Raw genomic sequence first — 1,156 nt, 5'->3', positions numbered from 1 at the left:
GACCGGGCGGGACGCACCCCCCGGAGGGGTCCATGGACCCGGACGGGGCACACTGGATCAGGACGCGAGCCCGTACCGGGCATCGCGCGGAGCGAGCCGGTACGCCGACGCGCACTAGGGGGCGGGTGGCATGGGAGAGCCGGAGTTCAGGGCCACGGGCGTGCGGATCGGGAAGCGGCTGCGGTCGCTCACCCGGGCCGGGCAGGTCCGGATCAGTGACGGCCGGCTCGAGCTGCTGACCAGCTACGGCAGCGAGATCGACAGCGCTCCGGTGCAGGCCGTGCGCGCCTCCAAGCCCTGGTTCGGCCACGATGACCGGGCCACGGCGGATCTCAACGGCAAGCGGTACCTGCTCACCCTGGGCGACCACGACCCCGCTCCGGGAGAGCCGGGCCCGCCGGCCGCGCGGCGCTTCATCGAAGCCGTGCGCCGGGCAGCGGGGCGCGGCGACTGAGATGTCCGCGAGTTGCGGTACCTCATCCCCTGCGCCACTCTGGTCTCACGTCACTCTGGGTTTACCGGCGATAACGCTGCGAACCAGCCCGCCGGCCACGACAGCAGGCGGCAGTGTCACGCAGGCGCCCTGCTGGATCCGAATCCCGTGTTCTTCCGGACCTCACGTCGGGGAGTCGCAGCCGTGATCAGCTACCCAAGCAGGCACTGCACGGTGGAGCTCCAAGCCCTGCCGTCGCGGATCGGCCAGGTCCGCAGAATCGTATCTGCGCAGTTGCGCTACTGGCATCTCGACCCCCTGATCGACCGGGCCTCGCTCGGCGTGACGGAGCTGTTGTCCAACGTGCACCGGCATGCCCAGCCGGACAAGACGTGCACCGTGGAGATAGAGCTGCTGCTCGACCGGCTCACGGTCTCGGTGCGCGACGGGGATCCGCGGATGCCCGTGATCGACGAGGCCGAGCCGCTGGCGACCTGCGGGCGTGGGCTCGCGATGGTGGCCGCCATGAGCGAGAGCTGGGGCGTCCGGCCGGACGGCGAGTCCGGCAAGGTCGTGTGGTTCACCCTGCCGACGTCCGCTCCCGTGGTGACGTCGCCGTCGCTCCGCTCGCGGCGCACGGTCCAGGAGAAGCCGGCGCGCCGGTTCGCCGATGTCGGGGCCTCCACCGACGGGCTCCGACCCGACCATGCTCCCGCCCGGTCC

Annotated in this window: 2 protein-coding genes; both read left to right on the top strand. The window is 71.7% G+C overall.

The window, feature by feature from the left end:
- The first annotated feature begins 130 nt into the window (after positions 1 to 130).
- Positions 131 to 454, top strand: coding sequence for a hypothetical protein (locus ABZ281_RS50095; RefSeq protein WP_356665576.1), 324 nt, complete (start codon positions 131 to 133; stop codon positions 452 to 454).
- Between the two features lie 183 nt (positions 455 to 637).
- The coding region (locus ABZ281_RS50090; protein WP_356665574.1) for an ATP-binding protein at positions 638 to 1,156 on the top strand (519 nt) is incomplete at its 3' end.

It is taken from the genome of Streptomyces sp. NPDC006265 (genome assembly GCF_040613555.1).
Taxonomy (GTDB): domain Bacteria; phylum Actinomycetota; class Actinomycetes; order Streptomycetales; family Streptomycetaceae; genus Streptomyces.
The sequence above is the reverse complement of the archived record's forward strand: the minus strand, read 5'-3'. Positions and strand labels throughout refer to the sequence as shown.

Coding starts and splice junctions, on each gene's coding strand:
- ABZ281_RS50095 (WP_356665576.1), top strand. CDS start 131: ATGGGAGAGCCGGAGTTCAGGGCCACGGGCGTGCGGATCGGGAAGCGG.